Source organism: uncultured Tateyamaria sp., from assembly GCF_947494755.1.
In the GTDB taxonomy this organism is placed as follows: Bacteria; Pseudomonadota; Alphaproteobacteria; order Rhodobacterales; family Rhodobacteraceae; genus Tateyamaria.
In genome coordinates, this window is sequence record NZ_CANLVZ010000001.1 from 117,895 (window position 1) to 137,644 (window position 19,750).

At 61.8% G+C, this 19,750-nt stretch carries 22 protein-coding genes; 12 read left to right on the top strand and 10 right to left on the bottom strand.

The window, feature by feature from the left end:
• Positions 1-29: 29 nt before the first annotated feature.
• The 4 genes from Q0908_RS00605 to Q0908_RS00620 form a co-directional block, all read right to left on the bottom strand.
• Positions 30-1,526, bottom strand: a complete 1,497-nt coding sequence (locus Q0908_RS00605) for a DEAD/DEAH box helicase (RefSeq protein WP_299280431.1) — start codon at positions 1,524-1,526, stop codon at positions 30-32.
• Between the two features lie 124 nt (positions 1,527-1,650).
• On the bottom strand, positions 1,651-2,586 hold the full coding sequence (locus Q0908_RS00610; RefSeq protein WP_299280434.1) for a glycosyltransferase family 2 protein: 936 nt from the start codon (positions 2,584-2,586) through the stop codon (positions 1,651-1,653).
• 3 nt (positions 2,587-2,589) lie between these two features.
• A complete protein-coding gene (locus Q0908_RS00615) occupies positions 2,590-3,516 on the bottom strand; it encodes a glycosyltransferase family 2 protein (RefSeq protein ID WP_299280436.1) in 927 nt (308 codons plus the stop codon).
• Positions 3,517-3,519: 3 nt separating this feature from the next.
• Positions 3,520-5,118 (bottom strand): peptide chain release factor 3, encoded by a 1,599-nt coding sequence (locus Q0908_RS00620; RefSeq protein WP_299280438.1) that lies wholly within the window; start codon positions 5,116-5,118, stop codon positions 3,520-3,522.
• Positions 5,119-5,315: 197 nt separating this feature from the next.
• Here Q0908_RS00620 and Q0908_RS00625 point away from each other — a divergent pair, with 197 nt between their 5' ends.
• Together Q0908_RS00625 and Q0908_RS00630 are read left to right on the top strand one after the other, a co-directional pair.
• Positions 5,316-5,681, top strand: a complete 366-nt coding sequence (locus Q0908_RS00625; protein WP_299280440.1) for a nuclear transport factor 2 family protein — start codon at positions 5,316-5,318, stop codon at positions 5,679-5,681.
• Positions 5,682-5,770: 89 nt separating this feature from the next.
• The gene (locus Q0908_RS00630; RefSeq protein WP_299280442.1) at positions 5,771-6,484 is read left to right on the top strand and encodes an MgtC/SapB family protein; all 714 of its coding nucleotides are present in this window, start codon (positions 5,771-5,773) and stop codon (positions 6,482-6,484) included.
• Between the two features lie 64 nt (positions 6,485-6,548).
• On the opposite strand, the gene Q0908_RS00635 is transcribed toward Q0908_RS00630, so the two are convergent.
• Positions 6,549-7,220 (bottom strand): FkbM family methyltransferase, encoded by a 672-nt coding sequence (locus Q0908_RS00635; RefSeq protein WP_299280445.1) that lies wholly within the window; start codon positions 7,218-7,220, stop codon positions 6,549-6,551.
• Positions 7,221-7,265: 45 nt separating this feature from the next.
• Positions 7,266-8,267 carry a Hint domain-containing protein gene (locus Q0908_RS00640; RefSeq protein ID WP_299280447.1) on the bottom strand — a complete coding sequence of 334 codons (1,002 nt, stop codon included), beginning with the start codon at positions 8,265-8,267 and terminating at the stop codon, positions 7,266-7,268.
• Positions 8,268-8,406: 139 nt separating this feature from the next.
• Here Q0908_RS00640 and Q0908_RS00645 point away from each other — a divergent pair, with 139 nt between their 5' ends.
• From Q0908_RS00645 to Q0908_RS00670, 6 genes are all read left to right on the top strand, one after another.
• Positions 8,407-9,186 carry an SDR family oxidoreductase gene (locus Q0908_RS00645; protein WP_299280449.1) on the top strand — a complete coding sequence of 260 codons (780 nt, stop codon included), beginning with the start codon at positions 8,407-8,409 and terminating at the stop codon, positions 9,184-9,186.
• A complete protein-coding gene (locus Q0908_RS00650) occupies positions 9,186-10,313 on the top strand; it encodes a hypothetical protein (protein WP_299280451.1) in 1,128 nt (375 codons plus the stop codon). Before Q0908_RS00645 ends, Q0908_RS00650 begins: the two co-directional genes overlap by 1 nt.
• A gap of 141 nt (positions 10,314-10,454) precedes the next feature.
• Positions 10,455-11,810, top strand: a complete 1,356-nt coding sequence (locus Q0908_RS00655) for a sodium:proline symporter (RefSeq protein WP_299280453.1) — start codon at positions 10,455-10,457, stop codon at positions 11,808-11,810.
• A gap of 36 nt (positions 11,811-11,846) precedes the next feature.
• Positions 11,847-12,932: an ABC transporter ATP-binding protein gene (locus tag Q0908_RS00660; RefSeq protein WP_299280455.1), complete on the top strand. Its 1,086-nt coding sequence runs from the start codon at positions 11,847-11,849 to the stop codon at positions 12,930-12,932.
• A complete protein-coding gene (locus tag Q0908_RS00665) occupies positions 12,929-13,273 on the top strand; it encodes a Lin0512 family protein (protein ID WP_299280457.1) in 345 nt (114 codons plus the stop codon). Before Q0908_RS00660 ends, Q0908_RS00665 begins: the two co-directional genes overlap by 4 nt.
• Positions 13,270-13,605, top strand: coding sequence for a Lin0512 family protein (locus Q0908_RS00670; RefSeq protein ID WP_299280459.1), 336 nt, complete (start codon positions 13,270-13,272; stop codon positions 13,603-13,605). The genes Q0908_RS00665 and Q0908_RS00670 overlap by 4 nt, the downstream gene beginning before the upstream one ends.
• Positions 13,606-13,664: 59 nt before the next feature.
• Here the strand turns inward: Q0908_RS00670 and Q0908_RS00675 are convergent, their stop codons facing one another.
• Both Q0908_RS00675 and Q0908_RS00680 read right to left on the bottom strand, forming a co-directional pair.
• Positions 13,665-14,336, bottom strand: coding sequence for a YafY family protein (locus Q0908_RS00675; protein WP_299280461.1), 672 nt, complete (start codon positions 14,334-14,336; stop codon positions 13,665-13,667).
• 1 nt (position 14,337) lies between these two features.
• Entirely contained in the window at positions 14,338-14,640 is a 303-nt protein-coding gene (locus Q0908_RS00680) for a hypothetical protein (protein WP_299280463.1), read from the bottom strand.
• A 215-nt stretch (positions 14,641-14,855) separates the two neighbouring features.
• On the opposite strand from Q0908_RS00680, the gene Q0908_RS00685 reads away from it, so the two are divergent.
• From Q0908_RS00685 to Q0908_RS00700, 4 genes are read left to right on the top strand one after another with little or no spacing between them, the layout of a single operon-like run.
• The gene (locus Q0908_RS00685) at positions 14,856-15,110 is read left to right on the top strand and encodes a twin-arginine translocase TatA/TatE family subunit (protein WP_299280465.1); all 255 of its coding nucleotides are present in this window, start codon (positions 14,856-14,858) and stop codon (positions 15,108-15,110) included.
• Positions 15,111-15,113: 3 nt separating this feature from the next.
• Positions 15,114-15,578, top strand: a complete 465-nt coding sequence (gene tatB, locus Q0908_RS00690; RefSeq protein ID WP_299280467.1) for a Sec-independent protein translocase protein TatB — start codon at positions 15,114-15,116, stop codon at positions 15,576-15,578.
• A 3-nt stretch (positions 15,579-15,581) separates the two neighbouring features.
• Positions 15,582-16,529, top strand: coding sequence for a twin-arginine translocase subunit TatC (locus Q0908_RS00695; protein ID WP_299280469.1), 948 nt, complete (start codon positions 15,582-15,584; stop codon positions 16,527-16,529).
• Complete coding sequence (locus Q0908_RS00700) at positions 16,526-17,368, top strand: ATP-binding protein (protein ID WP_299280471.1); 843 nt, start codon at positions 16,526-16,528, stop codon at positions 17,366-17,368. Before Q0908_RS00695 ends, Q0908_RS00700 begins: the two co-directional genes overlap by 4 nt.
• Here the strand turns inward: Q0908_RS00700 and Q0908_RS00705 are convergent.
• Together Q0908_RS00705 and Q0908_RS00710 are read right to left on the bottom strand one after the other, a co-directional pair.
• Positions 17,365-18,390, bottom strand: coding sequence for a Hint domain-containing protein (locus tag Q0908_RS00705; RefSeq protein WP_299280474.1), 1,026 nt, complete (start codon positions 18,388-18,390; stop codon positions 17,365-17,367). The genes Q0908_RS00700 and Q0908_RS00705 overlap by 4 nt on opposite strands.
• Before the next feature lie 168 nt (positions 18,391-18,558).
• Positions 18,559-19,749, bottom strand: coding sequence for a peptidoglycan DD-metalloendopeptidase family protein (locus Q0908_RS00710; protein WP_299280476.1), 1,191 nt, complete (start codon positions 19,747-19,749; stop codon positions 18,559-18,561).
• Position 19,750: the final 1 nt, after the last annotated feature.

Sequence of the window (19,750 nt, forward strand, 5' to 3'; positions counted from 1 at the left end):
CGCCTTACGTCTTTGCGATGTGGCGCGGATCAGCTCGCGCGCCGCTCGTCAAAACTCAGCTGGATGAAGGTCGGTGTGTGATCGCCGAGGCCCACGACTTTGTTGCCACCGCGATCCCCGCCCCGATCATCATTGCGCCCCTTGCCGCGACCACCACGTTCGGAAGAACGCCCGCCGCGATTGTTTGACGCTTTCGCCGTTGCCTCTTGTTCAGGCTTGGGCGTGTCTTTGACGTCGGCCTCTTGCGCGGGCGCTTCGGCCTTGACCTCTTCGGGTTGGTTGGCGTCGTCCTTGGACTTGCGCGGACGGCGTGTGCGCTTGGGCTTTGCCTCGGCTTTATCGTCCGCGCTTGCCTCCGCAGGCTCGGGCGCTTTGGTCCCAAGCGGGTTGTCCAGACGCGGGATTTCCTTCTGGATCAGCTTTTCGATGGCGTCGAAGTTCTTTTCGTCACGCGGCACACAGATCATCATTGCCTTGCCATCGCGGCCTGCGCGCCCCGTGCGCCCGATGCGGTGCACATAGTCTTCGGCGTGGCTGGGGACGTCGAAATTGAACACATGGCTGACCGATGGGACATCGAGCCCGCGCGCGGCCACATCCGAGGCTACGAGAAAGCGCAACTCGCCGTTGCGGAACCCTTCCAGCGTGCGGGTTCGTTGGGACTGGTCCAGATCACCGTGGATCGGGGCGGCGTCATAGCCGTATTTTTTCAAGGACTTGGCGACCGTATCCACATCCGTCTTGCGGTTGCAGAAGATGATGGCGTTGGTGCATTTTTCGCCCTCACCATCAATCATCAGGCGCAGCACTTTGCGCTTTTCGCTGGCTTCGCGGTCCTTACGCGACCCCTTGAACATGACCACGCCCTGCTCGATGGTTTCGGAGGCGGTGGCCTGACGCGCCACCTCGATCCGCTCGGGATTGGACAGGAATGTGTTGGTGATCCGCTCGATCTCGGGTGCCATAGTGGCCGAGAAAAACAGGGTCTGGCGGGTAAATGGCGTCAGGCCAAAGATGCGTTCGATGTCGGGAATGAACCCCATGTCGAGCATCCGGTCGGCCTCGTCCACGACCATGACCTTGACGTCATTGAGGATCAGCTTGCCACGCTCGAAGTGGTCAAGCAGGCGACCGGGGGTGGCAATCAGGACGTCGACACCCTTGTCGATCAGGATGTCCTGTTCCTTGAAGGACACGCCGCCGATCAGCAGCGCCTTGGTCAGCTTCACATGCTTGGCGTAGGTGTCGAAGTTCTCGGCAACCTGCGCAGCCAGCTCGCGGGTGGGGCACAACACAAGGCTGCGCGGCATCCGGGCGCGGGCGCGACCGCGGGCGAGCATGGTGATGAGGGGCAGGGTAAAGCTGGCAGTCTTGCCGGTACCGGTCTGGGCGATCCCCAAAACGTCGCGCCCTTCGAGGGCCGGGGGAATCGCGCCCGCCTGAATGGGTGTGGGCGTTTCATAGCCCGCTTCATCAATGGCTTTAAGGACCTTTGGATTGAGGTTCAGATCAGAAAATTTTGTCATGTATGTCCGTATGTTGCGGACACTGACTTGGCCCGCGGCATCATCTGCTGCCGGCCCGAATGGCCCAAGCGGAGGCCTTTGGCCCCGACACGCGCTGCGTCCATAACAAAGGCGTGGGTTGGCGTCAAACGGCAGCGTCGGGGAAGTGTCGGGCAAGCGCTGCTTCGAGGGCCAGATCAACCTCGCGCAGCAGCCCGTGTTTTGAAAGACGCGCACGCAAGGTGGGACTGTCGCCGATCACCTCGTCATAAAAGGCGTGCAAGCCGTTTTCGCCCTGATCATCGTAAAGGTGGGCAAAAAGATCATGCAACGACATGCCGCCCTGATCAGGCGGAGTGGCGGGGCGCAACTCCGACCGGTAGGAGCCTTTGGCGTGGCGATAGGCAAAGGCGGCGCGCCATGCGTCCCAAGAGGGGGCGTGACAGTGGGCCAAAGCGATCTGTGCGATGTCCGCATCCCCGTCAAGCTGGTTGCCGTTCTGGAAGGCGTTGTGGATCTGGATCGAAATGTCGTCCAACCCTTTGCGCACAAACACCTTTCCGGCGACATGGCTGAGGAAGCCCCCCTTGATGTAGGCCCCGAATGTCCGGTAAATCTCGTTGACGATCGTGCGGCGCGCGGGACCTGCGGGGATGAATGCCTTGAAGGCTGTGTCACTTCCCCCGAGCAGCTCCATCGGCCGCACCCGCGCCGTCGTTTGCTGCGCTGGCAGGGCCCCCAAGAGATCGGCAATCGGGGCCGCAGGCACCAGAAATTCATCGACATCCATGTGGATCAGCCAATCGACCTCGGTGCGCCGTTGATAGGCGTGGGTGGCATTCATCGCCTGACGCACTTGGTGCTTGCCGGGTCGCTTGCCCCCCAAACGCTCCCAATGGGCTGTGTCACAGGTTTGAACCCGGATTTTCGGATGTGCTTTCAGATGGTCAAAGGCGACGTCATTTGGCGCATCCAGATAGATATACAGCCGGTGCGCGCCGTGTTCGAGATGATAGGCCGCAAAGCGCAGCACCTTGGGGGCGGGGGCGAGGATGGTGGCCGCGAGGCCCCAGGTGGTCACGGCCTAACCCTCCAGCTTGCCGAAAATGCGGGTCACCTTGTGATCAAGGTCCAGTCGCGCTGTGACCAGCATGTCATGCGCCGCGAGCAGGTCAAGCCGTTCGGGTGTCGCCGCACTCATCTCATGGTGAAAGTGGCGCAGCGCGTCCGGATCCGCATCCCGCATCAGCACCCGTATCAGATGCCCAAGCGGATTGGCGCGCCCTTTGCGGTCATGATAGCTGCCCTTTGCGAGCCGATAGGCCATATACCTTTGAAATGTCTCGAAATCCGGGGCGTGGGCGTGACCAAGCCAAAGGTCGGCAATCGCGCCCCAACCATCGAGATCCTGCCCATTGCGTTGAAAAGCGTGGATGCCAAGCCGGGCTTCCGGCAGGCCGCAGCGTGCGATCAATTTCGGGCTGAGCGTGCTGATGAAACCACCCGGCACATGGGGGCCGTAAGTGGGATAGAGGTGGCGGGCGGCCTCGGGCGTCGCCGCCTTCTTGAAGTGGTGACGCGCGCCGGTACTGTCGAGCATCTCGACCATGGGCACTTTGATATGGGTCGTCTCGGCACTCACCGCCCCAAGCAATTGGCGCAAGGGGGCAGGGGCCAGCAGGTATTCATCGACGTCAAAATGGGCGAGCCAGTCCAGCTTCGTCTGCCGATAGATGCGCGTCGCGTTGAAGGCCTGGCGCATTTGGTGGTTCTCAAAGCTTTGCGCGTGTTTGCCCTGCCAATAGCCCGCATCGCATTGGAAAAACCTGATCCGTCGGTGGCTGAGCCTGTCGGCCAGGGCCGGGTCCGGCGTGTCGAGATGCACAAAAATTCTGTTGGCACCAAGATGCAGGTAGTGCGCCAGAAAGCGTGCCACCTGGGCCATCGGTGCTTTGACAGTGGTGACGACGCCCCACCGCAGATCCGGTTTTGCGGTTTCGTCGTCGGCCACGGTTCAGACCATCATTTCCTTGGTCGCTGTCAGCTTCACGTCCGGATAGTCGCGCCCGACCCGGTCGATATCCCATTGCAAGCGGGTCAGGTAAACGATGTCGCCATCATTGTCGTGCGCAATGTGTTGTTTGTTGCTTTCCGTAAATTTTTCAACGGCTTGTTTGTCGCCGCTCACCCACCGGGCCGAGGTGAACTGCGACTGTTCGAACCGCACGGGCAGCCCGTATTCCAACTCGATCCGGCTGGCGAGCACCTCGAATTGCAACTGCCCGACAACGCCCACGATGAACCCCGACCCGATGGAGGGTTTGAAGACCTTGGCCGCTCCTTCTTCGGCGAATTGCATCAGCGCCTTTTCCAAGTGTTTCGCCTTGAGCGGGTCGCCCGCCCGCACCCCTTGCAACAGTTCCGGGGCAAAGGACGGGATACCCGTCACACGCAAAGCTTCACCTTCGGTGAGCGTGTCACCGATGCGCAATTGGCCGTGGTTGGGGATGCCGATAATGTCACCGGCCCACGCCTCTTCGGCCAATTCGCGGTCCGAGGCCAGAAACATGACAGGGTTCGAGATGGCCATTGGTTTTTTGCTGCGCACATGGGTCAATTTCATGCCGCGCTTGAAGTGACCCGAAGCCATGCGCAGGAAGGCCACGCGGTCGCGATGCTTGGGGTCCATGTTGGCCTGTACTTTGAAGACAAAGCCGGAGACCTTTGTTTCTTCTGGTAAAATCTCGCGTGGTTCCGCCTTTTGGATTTGCGGCTCAGGGCCGTATTGCGCGATCCCGTCCATCAACTCTTTGACTCCGAACGAGTTAATGGCCGAGCCGAACCAGATCGGCGTCAACGTGCCTTGCAACATCGCAACCGGGTCGAGGGGCGGCAGCAATTCGCGCGCCATTTCAAGCTCTTCACGCAGTTGGGTAAGCTGGTCCGCGGGCACGTGTTCGGCGAGTTTTGGATCGCCCAACCCATTAATTTCAATGCTTTCGGCAACCTTGTTGCGGTCGGCGCGGTCCATCAGCTCAAGCCGGTCCCGCAGGATGTCGTAGCAGCCTATGAAATCGCGCCCGACCCCGATGGGCCAAGAGGCGGGGGTGACGTCAATCGCAAGGTTTTCCTGAATTTCGTCAATAATCTCAAAGATATCGCGGCTTTCCCTGTCCATCTTGTTACAAAATGTCAGGATCGGGAGATCGCGCAGGCGGCAGACCTCGAACAGCTTTTGGGTCTGGCTTTCGACGCCTTTGGCCCCGTCGATGACCATGACGGCCGCATCCACCGCCGTCAGCGTGCGATAGGTGTCCTCGGAAAAGTCGGAGTGGCCGGGAGTGTCCACAAGATTGAACCGGAACTCCTGGAAATCAAAAGACATCGCAGAGGCGGAGACCGAAATACCGCGATCCTTTTCCATCGCCATAAAGTCCGAGCGCGTGCGCCGCGCCTCACCTTTGGCCCGCACCTGTCCGGCCATCTGAATGGCACCACCAAACAGCAGGAATTTCTCGGTCAGTGTCGTCTTGCCGGCATCGGGGTGCGAAATGATCGCAAAGGTGCGGCGGCGGGCGACTTCGGGGGGCAATTCTGGACGATTATCAAGCATATGTGCCCTATATCGGCGCGCGAGATAGGGGGCAAGCGCAGGCGTGACGGGCGTTGGGTGGGTGCGATGTCGCAACCGTTGAAGCCGCTCAAGAATACACTTCGGACGGTGCGGCGCTGCCAGCTGGCGAGGGTACTGACAATATCTGGCAGGGGTGCCTGCTACATCATGGCATCACACTTATGGAGGGTGCCCCGATGAACTTGAACGAAATTGCCGCAGAGCTTGTGGCAGGTTGCCGCGAAAACCGGACGCACGCCAATCTGGAGGCGCTTTATGCCCCTGACGCCGTGTCGGTCGAAGCCATTGACAATGGCATGGGTCGCGAGGCCAAGGGCCTCGAGGCGATCGCGGGTAAGCACGCGTGGTGGGAGTCCACGTTTGAGATGCAGGGCGGGGATATCTCTGAACCGATGATGCACGGCCCGGACCGGTTTGCTGTCATTTTCGAGCTGACCGTCAAGCATAAGGAAACTGGCGAGGTCACCGATATGAAAGAGGTCGCGCTTTACACCGTTGCCGACGGGAAAATCGCGCGCGAAGAGTTTTTCTATCCCACCTGAACGAATAACTGATTGTGATCGACCCGCCTTAGAATGTCGGTTGCCGTGCATCGTCCCACCGTGCAAGCCTGCGCGGTGGAGGATGCGTGATGGACGACATGGCGATGGGTATTCTGACGCACACGGCGGCGCTGAACCTTTTGGCGGCAATGCTGTGCGGCGCGGTGATCGGGTCGGAACGTCAGATCCGGCAGCGGATGGCGGGGTTGCGCACCAATGCGCTGGTCGCCGTGGGCGCTGCGGGCTTTGTCGTCTTTGCGGCCCTGTTTCCCGACGATATGAGCCCCACGCGCGTTGCGGCCCAGGTCGTGTCCGGCATCGGTTTTCTGGGGGCGGGCATCATGTTCCGCCACGGCTTCACCATCCATGGCCTCAACACGGCGGCAACCTTGTGGTGCTCGGCGGCGGTTGGTTTGATGTGCGGCACGGGCGCGTATCTGATTGCGCTGACGATGACCGGCATCATCATGTTCATCAATATCGGATTGCGCCCCGTTGTGACGTGGTTTTCGCGTCTGACAAAATCAGGGCAGGACGCATCGGTCGAATTTCACGTGACGCTGTCTTGCGCCCCGACAGACGAGGGTGCGGTCCGTGATCTGGCTTCTGAGATCCCCTCGACCCCAGGCTTTCGCTTGCTGGGGTTGGAGCGCGAGCAGGAGGCGGACCGCGTATTGCTGGAAGTTATCGTATGCGCAGGCACGCGCGGCGAAGAGGCGCTGCGCCAAAGCCTGATGCCGCTGCTGCGCGACCCTCGGGTGTCAAATCTGCATTGGCAGCGCGTGGGGGACAGCACGATTTAGCCGGTGGCCGACCCGAAATGACCGTCGGCTACCCGCGCGGTTACAGCCGAACCTTTGCCCCGCTTCACGCCCGCCGAAACGCCAGCAGCGCGCCGGTCGAACAGCCCGGATCGTAGGTCAAATTGGTTTGCGACATGCAATCCACGATCTTTTTGATCACGCTTGGTGCGTATTTTCGCGGATGCAGCTCGACGATGACGTGACGCACAAATCGGGGCCACGGTTGATCGAACAGCGACTGCTCTGCGCCTTCGATATCCATGATGACCACGTGGGGCTTGTAGGTCTCAAAGAGGTCGGCAAGCAGCAAGGTCGGGACCTCGACCACATCTTCGGGAGACGCGGTGTCATCGGCGATGGACGACCCCCAAAAGACGCGACCCACACGGAACAGCAGGTGATCGCTGCCGATGGAGTCGCCAATGACCGCGCCGTGAATGACGCGCGCGGCGCTTGCCCCGTTGCGGTCCAGGTTCTGGCGGATAACGTCGACGGTCTTGGGGTTGGCCTCGACCGTGGTGACGTTCTGGGGGGCGGTGATCTGGGCGCAGATCGAGCTTATATAGCCAACACCGCCACCCAGTTCGAGGACGCGATGATCCTTTTGAACCCGCATCCGCACGGCCCGCGCTTCGGGGCCCTCATAGTCCTTGGACGACATCTTTTGCGTCAGCTTCTTGTCCAGCAGCGCGTCGGGCACATCCAGCGAGACATCGTCAAAGTCAAAAAGAGCCATGGGGCCGCCCGTGTCTTAAGAGTTGTATGAATGGTGCTGCCTGCACTACCGCGTCGAGGCGCGGCGCAGGATTTCGGCGGCATCCGGGCGATCAAGCAGAGTCTCGGTCACATCAAGGCCAGACAGTCCCGCATCGGTATGTGCGGTCAGTAATGCGCTGACCTCGGTGGGCACGACGGGCGCGCTGCGCGTGTCGATCAGCATGGATTCCGCAGCTATCCCTTCGGCATAGATGATCTGGTGGGTGTCAAACAGCAGCTCGAAATAGTCGACAAACCCGCCATCTTGTACGATCACTGTCTCGCCGTTGACCAGATGGCGCGCCTTGACCAGCAATTCGGAGCGGCCCGCGCCCAAACGGTCGGTGCGCTGGTAGATGAAAAGGCGGTGGCCCGGCGAGACGATCAGATCGCGATCATTGTTCAGCGTGCCCGCGCGGATGCGGATCGGGGCGAAATCCCCCACGGCGCGCACGGTCGCTTCGCCAATCCAGCGGATGGCCTGAATGCCGTCATTGCGGGTGAGGATACGGTCGCCCACGCGCAAATCCTCAATCGGTGTTTGTGCGCCCGAGGCCAGCGTGATGTGGGTGCCGCGCGTAAAGCGGGCGCAGGTCAGGTGCGCAATGCGGGTGCGTAGGTTTTCCGTGTCGATGCCCACAAGTGCGTAGTTGGTTCGTGGTGCCAGTCGCGCCATCGGCAGCAGGTAGGTCTGCGCGATGTGGCCCATCGCGTCCACCTCGACCAGCACCAGGGTATCGGTGGTTTGCCCATCCGGCGACATGAACGTGGCGGCGCAATCCAGGTGGACCGAATTGCCCGGCTGCCCGCGCACACTGCTTTCGGCCACTGTGAAATGCGTGTCATCAAGGACGTTCAGCGTCAGGCGGTCCGTTTCGGCAGCAGCCGAAAGCCTATAGACATCGTCCAGCATCAGATCGTCCGCACATCCAATGGGGTCACCCAGATTTGCGCCCTCGCTCACCACAAAGGCTTCGGCCTGAAAGACAGGCAGATTTTGGGTGGGGGGCAGGTGGGCTTGTGTCATTTAGTCGGGGTCTATTGGTCCTGTTCGCAGAACTGTAACCTAGAATTGTGGCACCATCCGGTCAACGGCCCGGTGTTTTACTGGCGCTTGTGTGAACAGCCCGTTACCGATGGGACAACGACGATCAAGGAGAGAGATGATGGATCTGGGACTTTCAGGAAAGCGGGCGGTGGTGTGTGCCTCCTCCAAGGGTTTGGGTTTGGGCTGTGCCGAGGCGTTGGCCGCTGCGGGCGTGTCGCTGGTGATGAACGCGCGCGGGGCAGAGGCGCTTGAGGCGTCCGCGCAGGCCATTCGCGACACCCATGGAGTCGACGTGGAGACCGTCGCCGCAGATGTCACCACTTCCGAAGGGCAGGCGGCCCTGATCGAGGCGGCAGGTGACGTCGATATACTGGTCAACAACGCGGGCGGCCCCCCTCCGGGCATGTGGACGGACTGGGACCGGGATGACTTCATCGCCGCGCTGGATGCCAACATGCTGGCCCCCATTGCGCTGATCAAAGCACTGGTGCCGGGCATGATGGACCGGGGCTGGGGCCGTGTGGTCAACATCACTTCGCAATCGGTCAAGGCCCCCATCGCGGTTCTGGGCCTGTCCAATGCGGCGCGCACGGGCCTCACGGGCTATGTGGCGGGCACCTCGCGGCAGGTCGCGGGCAGCGGTGTGACCATCAACAACCTGCTGCCAGGCATTCACGCCACCGACCGGGCGGACGCGCTGGATGGCGGTGTGGTCAAGGCCCAGGGGATCACGCTGGACGAGGCCCGCAGCCAACGCGCGGCGACGATCCCGGCGGGGCGCTATGGCACGCGGGAAGAGTTCGGGGCGGCTTGCGCTTTCTTATGCTCGCAACATGCGGGCTTTATTGTGGGACAAAACCTTCTGCTGGATGGCGGGGCGACCGTGGCCACGATCTGATGGCCCGCGCTCTGGCCACATTTTCTCTGAAGGATCAACTCTTTAACGCTGAGTCTCTCGGTGATCTGGCGAATGAATTTGCAGCCGGAGTGCCGGGCTTTGACCGCGCCGCCTTTCACGCGGCGGCGTTGTCGGGCATTGCGGATCGCACGTTGATGGAGTGTCTTGATTGGTTCGCCGATTGCGCCGAACCCTATCTGGCATCGGATTTTCCAACCATGGCGGATCAGTTGGAGGCGGCCATGCCCGCGCCACTTGACCCCACCTTGCGCGATGATGACTTTGGCCGCTTCATCCACGCGGTGCCGGGCGTTTTGGTCGTGCGCCACGGGCTCGAGGATCACAGCGACCGCGCCCTTGATCTGCTGTATGCTGCCACGAAACGGTTTTCGATGGAGTTCTATATTCGTCCCTTCCTGAACCGCTGGCCGGATGAGACCTTGGCGCGGCTGGCGCTCTGGGCGCAGGACGAAAACTATCATGTGCGCCGATTGGTCAGCGAAGGCACAAGGCCCAAACTGCCTTGGGCGCGCAAGGTCGAGGTGGGCGGGGCGCAGACCCTGCCGCTGCTGGATGCGCTGCATGGGGATCAGACCCGCTTTGTCACGCGATCCGTGGCGAACCATCTGAATGATGTGGCCAAAGACGATCCCGCCGCGGTGCTGGACCGGCTGAGCGGATGGGAAAAAGCAGGCACGCAATCCCCGAAGGAGCTGGACTGGATGCGGCGTCATGCCTTGCGCACACTGATCAAGGATGGGCACCCCGGCGCGATGGAAATGCTGGGCTATGCGGGTGATGTCGCTGTAGATGTCGCCCTTGAGGTCGCGACACCTGTGATTGCGTTGGGAGATCCGCTGGACTTTGAGGTCACGATCACCGCATCCGAACCGGCCCCTGTGCTGGTGGACTACCGCATCCGCTTTGCCCGCCCCGGCGGCAAGACGGGAGAGAAGGTGTTCAAGCTGAAGGTGGGCAAGGTCGCGCCTGGCAAGCCGCTTGTCTTGCGCAAGGTCCATAAACTTAAGGCCAACGCGACCACATTTGCGCTTTATCCCGGTGCGCATACGGTGATTTTGCAGGTGAACGGCGTGGACCGGGCCGAGGCGGCGTTTGAGATCACCTGATGCGCCCGGTCGGCGGCTGGTCTGTTTTGAGCACTGCTCTAAAGACGCCCACCCACCGACCCAATCACGTTTATGTGCTGCTTATGGTGTGCGCCTGCGCGCCCTGCTAATTCGCGCGGGACGCATTTTGAAAGCAAGCCGATGTCCCCTGTCATTCTGATCGCCAGCTTTGTATTCCTGATTGTCCTCAGTGTGTTGGCCGCACCCCGCCGCGCGACGGTCGAAGGCTTTTTCGTGGGCCGTGTCGGCACGCAGGCACCGGGATTGTGGGTGCTGGTCCTCAGCCAGGTGACCACATGGATTTTCGCGCGCAGCCTGATGAACGCGGCCATTCTGGGCTACTTCTACGGGATTGCCGGCACGCTCGCCTACGCGGCCTATTACGGCAGTTTCCTGACTGGCGGTTTCATCGTGTCGCGCTTGCGCACGGGTGGGGCAGGGTCGGTGCAGGACTGGTTGGGCACGCGTTTTGGCGCGGTCGGGACGGGCACGTATAATGTGGTGATCGGGCTGCGCTTGTTGTCTGAAGTCTTTGCCAATCTGCTGGTTGTGGGCCTGATCGCAGGTGCGGTGATCGCGGGCAGTGCGACCTACGCCATCGTTCTGGTGTCCATTGTCGGTCTCGCCTACGCGGCATGGGGTGGCCTGAGTGCGGCCTTGCGCACCGATGTCGTACAGATGGCGGTGTTTCTGATCGTCTTTGTCGTCGCTTTCGCATTCCTGATCCTCAGCCCCGGTTTCTCTTGGGGCGCGGTGCTGAGCGCGCCGGGCACGGCGGGGGCCTATAACGGCTGGGTGCTGCTGGTGGTCGCGCTGTTGCAGGTGTTTTCCTATCCGGCCCATGATCCGGTGATGATGGATCGCGGGTTTCTGGCGGATGAGGCCACGACGCGTCGGTCGTTTGTGCATGCGTTCTGGCTGTCGACGCTGTGTATCATCGGCTTTGGATTTTTCGGGATACAGGCCAGCCTTGCGGGCGCAGACTATGAGGCTGAATTGATCGGCACGTGGGCGGGGATGTTCCCGCCATGGGTCTTTGCACTGCTGATGATCTCATTGCTGGTCTCGGCCATGTCCACGCTGGATTCGGCGCTGGCCTCGGCTGCGCGGTTGGTGGTCGAAGAACTGCGCCTTGCACCCCGCTCACTGGCTGGAGGGCGCGCTGTGATGGGCGTGTTCATGGCCCTCGGGGCGGCGCTGACGCTTTGGGGCAATGCGACGCTGTTTGATGCGGTGGCGGTGAGTGGGACGGCCTCCATGTTTCTGACGCCCGTGCTGATCGTGGGGCTCGTGATGGGGCGGGCGGTGCCGGTCTGGTCTTATGGAGTGGCGTTCGCGGCAGCGATCCTGGGGGCATTTGCATACTTCGCGCGGGGCTGGCCAAGCGTTGCCGCGCTGCTGCCCGAAGGGCACAAATACGAGCAGTTGCTGGTGATTTGCGGTGTGGTCCTTGTCGTCGGCTTTGCGGCAGTGCTTGCGGGCGCGCGCCGTGCCTGATACCTCCCGACTGTTTTGATCGGGAATTGACGTGACGTGACTGCGCCTCGGCTTGAAATTCGCAATCTGGTCCGCAGTTTCGGGGGCCGCCGGGTGGTGGATGGCGTCAGCCTGATCATCCAGCCCGGGCAGGTGACGTGTTTGTTGGGCCCGTCGGGATGCGGCAAGTCCACAACACTGCGCATGATTGCCGGGGTCGAGATGCAGGATTCGGGCGAGATCTATGTCGATGGCGCGTTGATCTGCGACACGAAGTTCCGCGTTCCGCCCGAACGGCGCGAGATCGGACTGATGTTTCAGGACTTCGCATTGTTCCCGCATCTGAGCGTGGCGGGCAACGTCGCCTATGGGCTGAGCGGATCGAAGGCCGAAAAACGCGCCCGGGTCGAGGAGATGCTCGACAGGGTGCGCATGTCGCGCTTTATCGACGCCTATCCACACCAACTGTCGGGGGGCGAGCAGCAGCGCATCGCGCTGGCCCGTGCGCTTGCGCCACGTCCCCGGATCATGTTGATGGACGAGCCGTTTTCGGGGCTTGATAATCGCCTGCGCGACGACATTCGCGATGAGACGCTCGCCATCCTCAAGGAAGAGGACACGGGCGTCTTGCTGGTCACGCATGAACCGGACGAGGCGATGCGCATGGCGGACGAGATTGCGCTGATGCGCGACGGTGTGATTGTGCAGCGCGGTGCGCCCTATAATGTCTACACCCGGCCCGTGGATCGTGCCTCGGTCGCGTTTTTCAGTGATGCCAATCGATTGCGGTCGGTGGTTGAGGGCGCGTTGGCGATGACCCCATTTGGCCGCTTTCTGGCCCCTGGTGTGTCGGATGGAACGCCGGTGGACATCGTGTTTCGCCCCCAACACGTCAAGATCGACTTTGACCGCGCAGGTGTCGGCCCCGGACCCACTCCGACCGAAGGGACTGCGGCACGCGCGCACGTGATCCGTGCGCGGTTCATGGGCAACGAAAGCCTGATCGAATTCCGCATGGACGACACCGGCGCGATCATCAAATCCACCGTGCCGGGTGTGTTCCTGCCTCCTGCGGATACGGTGATGTGGCTGCGCATCCGTCGCGACAAATGCTTTGTTTTTGAGAGTGGAGAGGGCCCATGAGTGGACCAATGATCGTGGAATTTGGGCTTGGAACATCGCTCCGGCGAGGAAGCTATACCGAAGCCGCTGCGCGTGCGGTGCGGGCTGCCTTGTGGCGCAATTCGATCAACCTGGCCGAATATATGGGCGTGTCCAAAGAGGACATGGTGATTGAAGTGCGCATTGGATGCGCGCAGCCCGATCGGGTGGATGTGTCCGTTCTGGCTGAGGTGTTTCCCTACGGGTCCACCTCTTTTGTGGTGGAGAAGGGCGGGCTGGACGTGGTGCGCCCAGACGGCGCCGGCAATCCGACGGTAATGGCGCAGGCGGCGTTGATCGTGTCGGTGGAGGGTGCGGCATGAGTGAGCAGCGGTTGATCATTGAGATGGCCCAAGGCGTTGATCTGCATGGGCGCGACGACACCAAAGCGGCGCGGCGCGCGGTCGAGCAGGCCTTGCAGGGCGCGTCCCTGCCGATCTTTGGCACGCTGGATGTGGAGCGCGATACCATGCGGGTGGTCGTTCATATCGGTGTGCGGCGCCCCGAGGTGGTCGATGTGGCGGTGATTGCCGGGCTCTTGCCTTATGGATCGGTCGAGGTTGTCGTGGAAAAGGGCGGCTTGGATGTGCCTGTGGCAGGCGAAGTACATGTAATGGCTGTGGCTGCGCTAGAGGTTTTCCTGCCTGTCCGCTGATCGTCGTGCGGCTCTGTTTGCAGGCACAAAGACGCCCGCCCGCCGACCCCGGTGGCGGGTTACAAATTCGGATCGTAGTCGCTCAGCCGCTTGCCGGGTTCATCCACGAACATCTGCGGCAACGCTTCGGCCGATTGAATGAGATCGACCCGGAACACACGGAAATCTTTGCGTAATTCGCACCATGATGTGAGTGTCCAGACCCGTCCCCAATATTCCATATGCAGCGGGCGAATGGTGCGTGGGGTGATCCGGTCGCCTTTGGAGTGATAGGTGAGGCGCAGCTTTTGGCGCGCGCGGATGGCCGCCCGCAGTGTCGGCATCTGGGCAAAGCCGCGCACTGCATCGGCAAACGGATAGACCGCGAATTTCCATTTATCGGCCTCGGCCACGGTGCGTTCCGGCAGCACTGCGTCGATTTTGTCGGCGAGGCTACCGGCGGCCGCTTTCAGATCGTCATCCGCTGCTTGCGCAACGATCGCCATGCCGAGGTTGAGGGCCTCGAGTTCATGGGCCGTCAACGTCAGCGGGGGCAGGCTGATCGCTTCGGTGATCATATAGCCAACGCCGCGTTCGCCCTGTACGGGCACGCCGGAGGCCACAAGCGTGTCCATATCGCGATAAATCGTGCGCACCGACACCTCAAGCGCGTCCGCCATGTCCTGCGCACGGTGCAACTGCCCGTCACGCAGGATCTGAATGATGTCGAACAGGCGGTCGGTGCGGCGCATGTCAGTCCGGGTGCAAGTGAACAACTGCGTGGCGCATCACCATGTCCGCAGGCTCAATCAACGCCATGAACGGACCCGCCTCGGGGCGTTCGAACATGGCCTTCGCGGCGGCATCAGCGGCAGTCCGGCTGGTCCATGTGATGTGGTCGGTCCACAGACCGTCCTCATCCACGCTGAGCGTGCGGGCGATCATGTCGCCGGTCCCGGTGAGGAACGGCATCAGCCCTTGGGCCGCCTGGACAAAGGCTGCGGCGTCAGCATCCGGTTTCAGGCGGAAGGTCACGATTTCGGCGGTGGTGGTCATTGAGATATCCCTCATCAAAGTTGCGATGGGGTGGGTTATGGCAGGGTCCAACTGACACTAACCTGTCAGTTGGATGCAGGCCAGCGCAAATTTGTGGACCGTCGCGCGGGTTTCGCGCGCTTTGCCGGTCGCAATGGGTTTGCGCGCGCAGCTCTTGGCCCTAGAACGGTGCGCGACTGGCGGCATCTGTGCTGCGCGAAAATGGAGAACATCTCATGTTGAACAATATTGGACTGCCGGGCCTGCTGCTGATTGCGGTTGTGGTACTGGTGCTGTTTGGCCGTGGCAAGATTTCGAGCCTGATGGGTGAAGTCGGCAAAGGCATCACCAGCTTCAAAAAGGGTGTGAGTGAAGGCAATGACGAGCTGGACGCGGCCAAGGTCGAAGAGGCCAAGGATATCACGCCTCAGCCCACGGACATGGGCACGCACCCCAAAACAGACCTGAACGTCGAAAAAGACAAGGTTTAACAGATGCTTGACCTCGGCTGGACCGAGTTGTTGGTCATCGGGATCGTCGCGTTGATCGTGATCGGGCCCAAGGACCTGCCGATGGTGTTCCGACAGGTGGGCCGGTTCGTGGGCAAGGCGCGGGGCATGGCGCGCGAGTTTTCGTCAGCCATGAACCAGGCGGCGGACGAATCCGGCGTGCGCGATCTGCAAAAAACGATCAAGACAGCGACGAACCCGGTTGGCTCGGCGATGGACGGAGTCAAGGAGGCGGCGCGCGATGTGACGTCCTCGCTTAGCAATCTCGATCCTGAAAGCGAGACAGGCAAGATGGCCGCGGAACGTGCTGAAAATGCGCGTAAAATCCAGGCCGCCACTGCCCGTGCGCAGGCCGAGCGGAAGGCCAAGGAAGCCGCAGCCGCCCTCAAGAAGGCCGAAGAGCTGGAGGCCGCCGCGCCCCCCGCCGCAGACCCTGCGAAAGACACCTGAGCCATGAGCGATACCCAAGACGTCGACGACTCCACGGCCCCCCTGATCGAGCATCTGGCGGAGCTGCGCACCCGGCTGATCCGCTCGGTCATGGCGTTCATCGTTGGCATCGTGCTGGCCTTCACCGTGGCCGAGCCGATCCTGCAATTCCTGCTCGAACCGATTGAGGCGACGCTGCGCGAGTTGGGTGATCCTTCGCCCACGATGCAATATACAAGCCCTCAGGAATACCTGTTCACGCTTTTTCGCATTTCGATGGTGTTCGGCTTTGCACTCGCCTTTCCGGTCATCGGCTTTCAGATGTGGCGCTTTGTGGCGCCGGGCCTCTATCGGCAGGAAAAGAACGCCTTCTTGCCATTCCTGATCGCCTCGCCGGTGATGTTCTGCCTTGGCGCGTCGTTTGCGCATTTCGTGGTGACGCCGCTGGCGATGGCCTTTTTCCTCGGCTTTGCGGATGTGCCGTCGATTATTGCTGACATCATGGGTGGGTTTGTGGGCACCGGCGCGACCCCGCTGCCCCCCGATGGCGGCTTGTCGGAAATCACTGGCGTTCCGCCTGTGACGGAGGATGGCATTCGCATCACCTTCTTTGGGAAGGTCAATGAAAGCCTTGATATTACACTGAAATTCATCATGGCCTTTGGCTTGTGCTTCCAATTGCCGGTCTTGCTGACGCTGATGGGTAAAGCTGGCTTGGTCAGCTCGGAGGGCCTCGGCAACGTGCGCAAATACGCGATGGTCGGCATTCTGGTGCTGGCCGCACTTGTCACACCGCCCGATGTCATCACCCAAGGCATCCTGTTCACCGTGGTTTATGGCCTCTACGAGATTTCGATCTTCCTTGTGCGCAGCGTCGAGAAAAAGCGCGACGCCAAGCTGCGCGCCGAAGGATATTTCGACGATGAGGATGAAGACGATCTGGGCGATCTGCCCGAGGACGCGCCCAAGTGATCGACGACCCGATGGACCGCATCGCCGCCGCGCTTGAGCGGATGGCCCCGGCGCCGATGCCAGCGCCTGACTTTGAGGCCGCGCGCGCCTTTGTCTGGCAAACAGGTCCCGACCGCTTGGTGCCGGTGCCGGATGTGGCCCGCATACCGCTTGATCTGCTGGTGGGGATCGACCGGTCGCGCGACACGTTGCTGGCCAACACCCGCCAGTTCGCCAAGGGGCTGCCTGCAAATAACGCATTGCTCTGGGGATCTCGGGGCATGGGAAAATCCAGCCTTGTCAAAGCGGTACACGGCGCGCTTGAAGCGGAATGTCCGACGCTTAAGATCGTTGAACTGCACCGCGAGGACCTGCCGAGCGTGGGCCGCCTGCTGAACGTGCTGCGCGAGGGCAAGGACGCGCGGTTCATCCTCTATTGCGATGATCTGTCCTTCAGCCACGACGACCAGCATTACAAATCCCTCAAGGCGGTGCTGGATGGCGGGATCGAAGGACGGCCTGACAACGTGATCCTGTATGCCACCTCGAACCGGCGCCACCTGATGCCGCGCGACATGATCGAGAACGAGCGAGGCAGTGCCATCAACCCCTCCGAAGCGGTTGAGGAGAAGGTGTCGCTGTCGGATCGCTTTGGGCTGTGGCTGGGCTTTCACGCCTGTGATCAGGACCAGTATCTGGCGATGATCCGGGGCTACTGCGCCGCTTACGGGATCGAGATTGACGACGACACGCTCTGGGCCGAGGCGATTGAGTGGCAAGCCACGCGCGGGTCCCGGTCGGGGCGCGTGGCGTGGCAGTATTTCTGCGATCTGGCAGGGCGACGTGGCGTGCCGCTTTAGGCGGCCAGCAGCTTTGCCTCATACCCGCGCAAACAAGGCGCAACCATCTGCCCATATGTCCCGATATCGGGGAACAGGCGTTCTATTTCGGCGCGGGCTGCGTCGTTGACGGCCCCCATGGCCACGGCACCGGGATACAGTGTCTCGCTCCAGATGCCATGGGCCTGCACCACCTGATGCCGATCCAGAAGCATGTGGCAATAGGTGACCCGACCGCCGACCTTGCGATAGACGCCGTCCATGTTCAGCAGATCGACCGCGCGCACAAGCACCTGATCCTGGCCATAAAACAGCTCGGCCCGCCAGTCTTCCAACAAGATCGCGTGCTGCGGAGAGACAACCAGATCGCGGTCATTTCCAAGCGTACCGGCGGAGATGACGATGGGGGCAAGGGCGTCGTCGGCGACCACGGTGGTGCTGCCCGTCCACAGAATAGGGCGGGCACCATCGGATGCGGTCAACACCAGATCGCCGGGCGCAAGATCCTCGATCCGCACTGGCCCATGGGGCGTTTCGATACATGTGCCGGTGGTAAAGCAGACCACCTGCGCCCCAAGGTCAAGATGAGGTGTGCTGTCGTCGTTTTCGACGATCGCCCCGGTGGTGAGGTCGGTGTTTGGGGGCGGCATGCCATCGGGAAAGACCAGAAAGTACCCGTTCTCGCCCGCGTCCTGCACGTCGTTGTCATCGTTGAGGTCCACGTCGATGACGCCGATGCGCCATGTGGTCGTGCCATCTGTAACCTCGAACGTGTAGTCCCAGATGATCTGCCGCTCGACCCCGTCGACCATCGCGGTCTGTTCCCACGCACCGCCAAAGCGCTCGTTGGGATCGACGAACTCATTGACGTCGCCATCTCCGTTGAACACGGTCGCGCCATCGTTCTCTTCGACGACGAAATAGGTGGTATTTCCCGAGTAACGCCATGTGCCGTTGGGCGCAAAGGCGTAGTTGACGGGCGCGCCGTCAATCGTGGTCTGCGTGCCCCTCAGGGCAAAGGTGTAGGCGTAAAAAACGGCCATAACGAGAAACCAATCCAAACTCTTTCGTCGGATTGTTTCTGAATGCGCAACGGGGCGTGAATGGGGTCATACGGTGCCGTTTGAGTTAAATCAAAGGTCATTTTAAGGCAAATGGGGCGGGTTTGCACGTCAGAGTAGGCATCCAGCCACAGTTGCCACCGCGTGGCCTTATTCGAGGTAGGGGCCTGGGTCCACGCTGTCAAAGCCGTCGCGGACCTCGAAATGCACATATGCGTCTGCATCATTGGCCCGCAATTTGGCGATGGATTGGCCGCGTTTGACGGGATCGCCTTTGGCCACGCTCACATCCGCCACATTGGCATAGACGGTCAGCAGATTGCCCGGGTGGCGGACCACGACGATGGGGACGCCCTCTGCGCTTTTGGTGATTGCTGCCACGGTGCCGTCAGTGGCCGCCTTGACGGCTGTGCCGGGCGCGGCCTTGATGTCGATGCCCTCGTTGCGGCCCTTGGCGTAGTCGCGGATGATGCTGCCCTGTACCGGAAATGCCATGTCCGAGGTCTGCGCAGGTGCGGTTGTCGTGCCAACATCGGCCACAGGTTTGGCCGGGTCTGGTGTGGCGGCGGGCGGATTGGCCGTGTCATCTTCGGGCAGGGGGCGCGCCGCACTTGGAGGCAAAGGCGTGGGTGAGCCGCTGCCGGGCGGCGTCGTGGCGCTGTCGCGCGCCGGGGCGTTCGTACGGGCGACGGGGATCAACAGGAACTGTCCTTCGCGCACGGCAAAGTCGGCCCCAAGCCCGTTCCACTCGGCCAGTGATTTGGCGGGCACTTGATAAAGACGCGCAATGGTAAAGGCGGTCTCGCCCCGTTCGACCCGGTGGCGGATCGGCTCTTGACCCGTCTGGGGCAGGGGTGTTGTCGACACGCCGGGGGCCGCAGGGGTGGGGGCCGCATTGTCGATGGCAGACCCGGCAAGCGTCGTCACATCCACGCTGCCCGGCTGGATCGGACCGGTGCCGATGGCCCCCGTCGCAGGCGAGGGTTCACTGACGCGACGGGGCAGGGCGATCACTTCGCCGGCGCGCAGTGGCACGTCTGGGGCGACCCCGTTGAACCGCCCAAGCTCGGCCGGGGGCAGGCCCACCCGGTTTGCCACATCCGTCAGCGTGTCCCCGCGCCGCGCCACCGCCACTTGGTAGTTCGGATAGGAGATCACGCCCCGATCATCCGCCTGCGGCCGCGACGTCGTCGCATTGCGCACCGCCTCGCGGGTATTGAACCCGCCCTCGGGGCCGCGCAGGTCGAAATCCAGTGGTGTGTCGCAGGCGGCCAGCAGCGCAAGCCCCCCACAGGTAGCCATCAACAGCGCGCCACGGCGTGCGGGGAAATATCGGGTCATC

What these genes read in the sequence shown, in the direction of transcription:
- Q0908_RS00605 (WP_299280431.1), bottom strand. Translation starts at nt 1,526, where the DNA reads ATGACAAAATTTTCTGATCTGAACCTCAATCCAAAGGTCCTTAAAGCC.
- Q0908_RS00620 (WP_299280438.1), bottom strand. Translation starts at nt 5,118, where the DNA reads ATGCTTGATAATCGTCCAGAATTGCCCCCCGAAGTCGCCCGCCGCCGC.
- Q0908_RS00625 (WP_299280440.1), top strand. Translation starts at nt 5,316, where the DNA reads ATGAACTTGAACGAAATTGCCGCAGAGCTTGTGGCAGGTTGCCGCGAA.
- Q0908_RS00630 (WP_299280442.1), top strand. Translation starts at nt 5,771, where the DNA reads ATGGACGACATGGCGATGGGTATTCTGACGCACACGGCGGCGCTGAAC.
- Q0908_RS00635 (WP_299280445.1), bottom strand. Translation starts at nt 7,220, where the DNA reads ATGGCTCTTTTTGACTTTGACGATGTCTCGCTGGATGTGCCCGACGCG.
- Q0908_RS00640 (WP_299280447.1), bottom strand. Translation starts at nt 8,267, where the DNA reads ATGACACAAGCCCACCTGCCCCCCACCCAAAATCTGCCTGTCTTTCAG.
- Q0908_RS00645 (WP_299280449.1), top strand. Translation starts at nt 8,407, where the DNA reads ATGGATCTGGGACTTTCAGGAAAGCGGGCGGTGGTGTGTGCCTCCTCC.
- Q0908_RS00650 (WP_299280451.1), top strand. Translation starts at nt 9,186, where the DNA reads ATGGCCCGCGCTCTGGCCACATTTTCTCTGAAGGATCAACTCTTTAAC.
- Q0908_RS00655 (WP_299280453.1), top strand. Translation starts at nt 10,455, where the DNA reads ATGTCCCCTGTCATTCTGATCGCCAGCTTTGTATTCCTGATTGTCCTC.
- Q0908_RS00665 (WP_299280457.1), top strand. Translation starts at nt 12,929, where the DNA reads ATGAGTGGACCAATGATCGTGGAATTTGGGCTTGGAACATCGCTCCGG.
- Q0908_RS00670 (WP_299280459.1), top strand. Translation starts at nt 13,270, where the DNA reads ATGAGTGAGCAGCGGTTGATCATTGAGATGGCCCAAGGCGTTGATCTG.
- Q0908_RS00675 (WP_299280461.1), bottom strand. Translation starts at nt 14,336, where the DNA reads ATGCGCCGCACCGACCGCCTGTTCGACATCATTCAGATCCTGCGTGAC.
- Q0908_RS00680 (WP_299280463.1), bottom strand. Translation starts at nt 14,640, where the DNA reads ATGACCACCACCGCCGAAATCGTGACCTTCCGCCTGAAACCGGATGCT.
- Q0908_RS00685 (WP_299280465.1), top strand. Translation starts at nt 14,856, where the DNA reads ATGTTGAACAATATTGGACTGCCGGGCCTGCTGCTGATTGCGGTTGTG.
- tatB (WP_299280467.1), top strand. Translation starts at nt 15,114, where the DNA reads ATGCTTGACCTCGGCTGGACCGAGTTGTTGGTCATCGGGATCGTCGCG.
- Q0908_RS00695 (WP_299280469.1), top strand. Translation starts at nt 15,582, where the DNA reads ATGAGCGATACCCAAGACGTCGACGACTCCACGGCCCCCCTGATCGAG.
- Q0908_RS00705 (WP_299280474.1), bottom strand. Translation starts at nt 18,390, where the DNA reads ATGGCCGTTTTTTACGCCTACACCTTTGCCCTGAGGGGCACGCAGACC.
- Q0908_RS00710 (WP_299280476.1), bottom strand. Translation starts at nt 19,749, where the DNA reads ATGACCCGATATTTCCCCGCACGCCGTGGCGCGCTGTTGATGGCTACC.